The organism is Synechococcus sp. R6-5, from assembly GCF_047461775.1.
In the GTDB taxonomy this organism is placed as follows: domain Bacteria; phylum Cyanobacteriota; class Cyanobacteriia; order Thermostichales; family Thermostichaceae; genus Thermostichus.
This window is the reverse complement of the sequence record NZ_JANSHV010000122.1, coordinates 1-5664: the sequence shown is the minus strand read 5'-3', so window position 1 is coordinate 5664 and position 5664 is coordinate 1. Positions and strand designations below refer to the sequence as shown.

Here is a 5664-nt window from a genome sequence, read left to right as displayed (position 1 = left end):
GGCCGTGGAACTCTGGCCGTGGAACTCTATAGGTGGAACCGTGTAGGTTTCAAAGATCCCAATCCTAGGTTGCGTAGACTGGGAAGGCGAGCCTACCCGTCTTACCTACTCGTCTTAAATCCGAGACCATGACCTTCCCAGCTCAGCCAGAACCCCAAGTGCTCCGTACTGCTGACGGGAATGAGCAGAGTATCAACAGCCCCCTTTACACCTACGCCTTCTTCCCGCAGCCAGCTCCAGAGCTTTTGCCCTTCATCCGGCAAACCGAGGGGATCCATCGGTCGGTGCAGGTGTTCTCCCCGACAGGCAGCCGAATTGCCGCTGCTGTGGAGCCGATGCCGGATCCGGAGTCGCTGCAAGTCTCGGATGAGGTGTTGGTGCGTTCTGCCCTGCGCCACGACCAGGTGATCTGCCGACTGTTCGCCCAGATGCCGGTGCTGCCCCTGCGCTTCGGCACCTGCTTCCTCTCAGCAGAAAAGCTGGGATCCCATCTGCTGTCCCGGCAGACGGAGTACGAACAAGCCCTCGCAGCCATTGGGGGGCGGGCCGAGTACTGTCTCAAAGGAAGGGTTCAACCTCAGCCCCAACCGGAGCCACAGCCCTCCCTAAGCGGGACGGCCTATCTGTTGGCCCGCAAGCAAGCCTATCTCCAGCAACGACAGGCCCAAGAGCAGCAAGAGCAGGAGCAGCAAGCCCTACAGCAGCTTTGGCCTTCCACCTGGCCTGTGCAAAGGGGGGATCCCCAGCCAGGAGAATCCTTGCGGCTTTACTTTTTGCTCACCTCTGCCGAGTGGGAAGCCGCCGCTCAGCTCACCCAAACCTGGCTGGATCAGCACCCCCATTGGCAACTGGATTGGAGCGCCCCTTTGCCCCCTTATCACTTTGTCCGTGCCTTACGGGATTCTCTGGCGGACAAGTGTATAGATCCCAACTAAGGACGCCGTCCCGCTAGCGCGAACAAAGTGCTCTGCATGCGGATCATGGTCGCGTTAGCAGAGCGTGGATCCAAGCGTGATAATGGTGAGGGGATCCCGTCCGCTTCCTGTTTGCATTGGCGAGGCGGAGCCCTCACAGGGCAAAGGACTCCGTCCCGCTAACGGGAACAGCAGGCAAAAGGAAGAGTTGTGGTCTAAAGCGCTATGCGCCGCTACCGCGAACGAGTTGGGCTATTGGGGCTGGGCACGGTTGGCACGGGTGTTGTGCAAATTCTGCAGCAACCCCGGCATCCTCTCTTGCAGTCGGTTGAGATAGCGGCGGTGGGGGTGCGCTCTTTGGACAAGCCACGGCAAGTGCGGATCCCGCCTGAGCGCCTGACCACCAATCTGGAGCAAATCGTGTCGGATCCGGAAATCGACGTGGTCATCGAGCTGATGGGGGGCTTGGAGCCGGCCCGCACCTTGATCTTAAAAGCCCTTGACCACGGCAAACCGGTGATCACAGCCAACAAAGCGGTGATCGCCCGCCACGGGGAGGAGATCTTTCAGGCGGCAGCCCAAGCCAAAGTCTCGGTGCTCTTGGAAGCGGCAGTCGGGGGCGGGATTCCGATTCTGCAGCCCTTGCAACAGTCCCTGCAGGCCAGCCACATCCAGGCGGTCTGGGGCATTGTGAACGGCACCACCAACTTCATCCTCAGCCAGATGACCCAGGCGGCCAGCTCATTTGAGGAAGCCCTGGCCCTGGCCCAGGCCCACGGCTACGCCGAAGCGGATCCCAGCGCCGATGTGGAAGGGTGGGATGCCGCCGACAAGATCGCCATTTTGGCCAGCCTTGCTTTCGGGGTGTCTGTGAAGCGGGAAGCCATCCCCTGCGAAGGGATCCGCGGCATCAGCCCCACCGACATTCGCTATGCCCGCGAGTGGGGCTACACCTTCAAGCTCTTGGCCATCGCCCAAAGGGCCAACTCTGGCGGGGAGGCAGCGAAGATGGCTTTGGATATCCGGGTTCACCCCACCCTTCTGCCCTCTACCCACCCCTTGGCCAACATCAACGGTGTGGACAATGCCGTCCTGGTGCAGGGGGATCCTTTGGGGCAGGTGGTGCTGTCGGGGCCGGGGGCGGGGCGGGGGCCGACTGCCAGTGCCGTTGTTGGCGATCTGCTGACCCTGATTGCCCACCGGCAAACGGGGGCTGATGCCCCCAATCCGCTGTGGGGATTCTCCTGCTTCCCTGCTGCTGCCTCTTTGATCCCTCTCTCGGAATTGGAGTCGGAGTTTTACGTGCGGGTGTTGGCTCAGGATCAGCCGGGGGTAATGGGGGCGATTGGCACCTGCTTCGGTCGCCACCGGGTTAGCCTGGAGAGCATTACCCAAAAGGAATGTCACCAAGAGCAGGCGGAGATTGTGATTCTCACCCACACCGTCCGGGAGGCCGACTGCCGACAGGCGCTGGCCGAGATCCAACAACTGCCCCAGGTGGCCGGGATCCCCAGCCTATTTCGGGTGCTGCGCTAGCTGCTATAGATCCAAAATGCTCCGCACCGCTGACGCGAACGCGCTGGTGGGACGGGGAGCGGCTCAGAGCATAATTGTTTGACTCTTGAGGATTGAAAACCCCGTTGGAACCCAAAAGATGAACTCTTCTGTTGAGCACTTTAGCGGGACGCAGTCCTTGCAGGCTGAGGTGGTGGTGGTGGGGGCGGGCATCAGCGGCCTAACGTTGGCCTTGCGATTACAACAGGGCTTATCCTCCAGGGATGACTCCACCCAGCCGGTGCTCCTGGCCGAGGCCAGCTCCCGCGTGGGGGGCTGTATCTCCACCCAATCCAAAGACAGCTATCGCTGGGAAGAGGGCCCCAACAGCTTTACCCCCGTCCCCGCCCTGCTTAACCTCATTGCCGAGGTGGGCTTGGCGGAGCACCTGGTGCTGGCCGATGCCAAGCTGCCCCGCTACATCTACTGGGAAAAAGAGCTGCTGCCGGTGCCCCTGAGCCCTTCTGCAGCCATTGGCTCGCGGCTGTTGAGCGTGGGCGGCAAGTTGCGGGCCTTACGTGGGTTGTTGGGGTTTGTCGCGCCACCGCCGGGCAAAGAGGAAACGGTGCGGCAATTCTTCCAGCGGCAACTGGGATCCGAGGTGGTAGAGCGGCTGGTCGAACCTTTCACCTCAGGGGTGTATGCCGGGGATCCGGATCAGCTCAGCGCCTTGGCAGCCTTCCCCCGCATTGCCGGCTTGGAAGAACGCTACGGCAGCCTCTTTGCCGGTGCTGTGCAGGCTTTGCGCAGCCGTTATCGCTACGCGACGCTCCCGCGAACCCGTCACCAGGACAGCGCCAACTCCCCCATCCAGCCTCCTCCCAAGCGGGGCCAACTGGGTAACCTGCGGCAGGGGTTGCAGCAGCTACCTGAGGCGATTGCCCAGAAACTGGGCAGTGCGCTGCGGCTGGGCTGGCGGGCTGTGCATCTCAAGCGGGATGAGACGGGCTACCGGGTGGGCTTCGTCATACACGACAGCGGTGCAGAGCACACGGCCCCAGAAGCCCCAGAAGAAATCCACTGGGTGGCGGCTCAACAGGTGGTGCTCACCCTCCCTGCCTACGCTGCTGCCACCCTCCTGCAGGATCTCAACCCCCAGGCCAGCCGGCTGCTGAGGGAAATCCCCTACCCGCCTGTGGCGGTGGTGGCTTTGGCCTATCCAGAAGAAGCCCTCCCCCAACCGCTGCGAGGGTTTGGCCATCTGATCCCTCGCTCTCAGGGCCTGCGCACCCTGGGCACCATCTGGGCTTCCTCCCTCTTCCCAGAGCGGGCTCCTCAGGGCTATCACTGCCTGGTCAGCTTCATTGGGGGGGCCACCGACGCGGCTTTTGCCTGTCAGAAAGGGATCCCGCCCATTACGGCGCTCTCCCCTGACGAGCGGGCCCAAATTGTGCATGCAGAACTCAGCCAGATCCTGCTCACCCGCCCTGTCGAACCCATCCGCCTGGGAGAGCGCCTGTGGCCCCAGGCTATCCCGCAATATACGCTTGGCCACCGGCAGCGGATTGCCCAATTGCAGGCCAGCCTGGCCGACCAAACCCCAGGGGTGTGGGTGTGTGCCAACTACCTGGATGGCGTGGCCTTGGGAGATTGTGTGCGGCGGGCCGAGGCCCTAGCCCAGCAGATCCTGTCCGTCCGGCGTTAGCGGTGCGGTTCCCGTTCGCGTGTAGCAGCATAGAGTGCTGTAGACATAGCAGCATGAGCCATCCCTACACCAGCCTCCTGCTCATCCCCACCGGCATTGGTGCCCGCATCGGTGGTTTTGCCGGGGATGCCCTGCCTATTGCCCGCACCCTGGCAGCAGCCGCAGAGCGGGTCATCACCCATCCCAACGTGTTAAACGGAGCCAGTTTGTTTTGGCCGATGGGGAACGTGTTGTACGTGGAAGGGTACGGCCTGGATCAGTTCTGTGCGGGGGTGTGGAATTTGCGGCCAGTGCGCCAAAACTGTGTTGGGGTGGTGCTGGATGCCGGGATCCCCCCCGATCTGCAACAACGCCACCTGCAGGTGATGCAGGCTGCTCAGGCCACCTTGGGGCTCAACATTGGCCCCTGGCGCTTGACCCGCCAACCCTTGGGCGTTTCCGTCGGCTTCTCCCCCTCAGGAGCCAGCCAGGGATCCCTGGCCCAGCCTGATGCTCTCTTGGAGACTGCCCAGGAGCTGGTTCGCCTGGGGGCAGAGGCCATTGCCGTGGTGGCCCGCTTTCCGGATGACTTGGACTTCAGCCAGTACGAGCAGGGAAGGGGGGTGGATCCCCTGGCCGGCGTCGAAGCCCTGATCAGCCACCTGGTGGTGCGGGAGTTGCGGATCCCTTGTGCCCACGCCCCCGCTTTCTACCCTGAGACTTTCCCCAAGCCGGTTCACCCCCGCGCTGCCGCAGAAGAGGTGGGGTTTACCTTCCTGCCTTCGGTTTTGGTGGGCCTCAGCTATGCTCCCCAATTTGTCAAGAGCGGGGATCCCGTCCAACCGGGTGACCTGACAGCAGAGCAGGTGGACAGCGTCATTGCCCCGGCCACTGCCTTTGGGGGGCCTGGCTTGCTGCACCTGGCCAGCCGTTATTGCGGCGCAACGCTGTCGCGACCCCACCACAATGCTCCGCCGCTGACGCGAACGGACGGAGTCCTTGCCCGTCCTCCGCTTTTCATTGCCGTCGAGGAAAACACCACCGTGATGCAGGTGCATCCCCGCCAGTTGGGGATCCCTCATGTATCGGTAACCTCCTATCTAGAGGCGATTGGAGTGGTGGTGGCCCACCGAGCAGGAGTGGCCTGGTCGTCGCTACGGCTCTCCCCCTCCCCCCCGGAAAAGCTGGGATCCCACACTTGCGCCGTTCGCGGTCGCGGTGCGGAGCACTTGAGCGGGACGGAGTCCCAGTAGGCTACCGGTCGCGTTAGCGGGACGGAGTCCATGAGCAGATGGGAGCCGGCAGGGGATCCGCCGGGTTTAGGCCGGCAAACCACTCCGACAGGGCGGCCGGCAAGCAGAGGCCGGGGTTTCCCTCGATGTGCAGCCGCTCCAGTCGGGGCAGTTCTGCCAAAAAGGTCGGCAGTTCTCCCGTGAATTGGTTACGTGCCAGGCGCAGATCCCGCAACTGATTCAGCTGAGCCAGCTCGGGGGGCAGGGATCCGCTGAGGCGATTGTCCGACAGGTAGAGGTTTTCCAGGTGGCGCAGTTGCCCCAGTTGGGGGGGAATAGG

Annotated in this window: 4 protein-coding genes and 1 pseudogene; 4 read left to right on the top strand and 1 reads right to left on the bottom strand. The window is 62.9% G+C overall.

Annotated features, from left to right (window positions below; all coding sequences use genetic code 11):
* Nucleotides 1–128 precede the first annotated feature (128 nt).
* The 4 genes from NW818_RS07345 (at nucleotide 129) to NW818_RS07330 (ending at nucleotide 5345) form a co-directional block, all read left to right on the top strand.
* A complete protein-coding gene (locus tag NW818_RS07345; protein ID WP_414424200.1) occupies nucleotides 129–935 on the top strand; it encodes a GvpL/GvpF family gas vesicle protein in 807 nt (268 codons plus the stop codon).
* Nucleotides 936–1139: 204 nt separating this feature from the next.
* On the top strand, nucleotides 1140–2450 hold the full coding sequence (locus tag NW818_RS07340; protein WP_011433040.1) for a homoserine dehydrogenase: 1311 nt from the start codon (nucleotides 1140–1142) through the stop codon (nucleotides 2448–2450).
* A gap of 118 nt (nucleotides 2451–2568) precedes the next feature.
* Nucleotides 2569–4113, top strand: a complete 1545-nt coding sequence (gene hemG / locus NW818_RS07335; protein ID WP_414424199.1) for a protoporphyrinogen oxidase — start codon at nucleotides 2569–2571, stop codon at nucleotides 4111–4113.
* A 53-nt stretch (nucleotides 4114–4166) separates the two neighbouring features.
* Nucleotides 4167–5345 (top strand): DUF3326 domain-containing protein, encoded by a 1179-nt coding sequence (locus tag NW818_RS07330; RefSeq protein ID WP_414424198.1) that lies wholly within the window; start codon nucleotides 4167–4169, stop codon nucleotides 5343–5345.
* Nucleotides 5346–5358: 13 nt separating this feature from the next.
* Here the strand turns inward: NW818_RS07330 and NW818_RS07325 are convergent.
* Nucleotides 5359–5664, bottom strand: a pseudogene (locus NW818_RS07325) (hypothetical protein); the annotation flags it as partial.

What these genes read in the sequence shown, in the direction of transcription:
- NW818_RS07345 (WP_414424200.1), top strand. Translation starts at nt 129, where the DNA reads ATGACCTTCCCAGCTCAGCCAGAACCCCAAGTGCTCCGTACTGCTGAC.
- NW818_RS07340 (WP_011433040.1), top strand. Translation starts at nt 1,140, where the DNA reads ATGCGCCGCTACCGCGAACGAGTTGGGCTATTGGGGCTGGGCACGGTT.
- hemG (WP_414424199.1), top strand. Translation starts at nt 2,569, where the DNA reads ATGAACTCTTCTGTTGAGCACTTTAGCGGGACGCAGTCCTTGCAGGCT.
- NW818_RS07330 (WP_414424198.1), top strand. Translation starts at nt 4,167, where the DNA reads ATGAGCCATCCCTACACCAGCCTCCTGCTCATCCCCACCGGCATTGGT.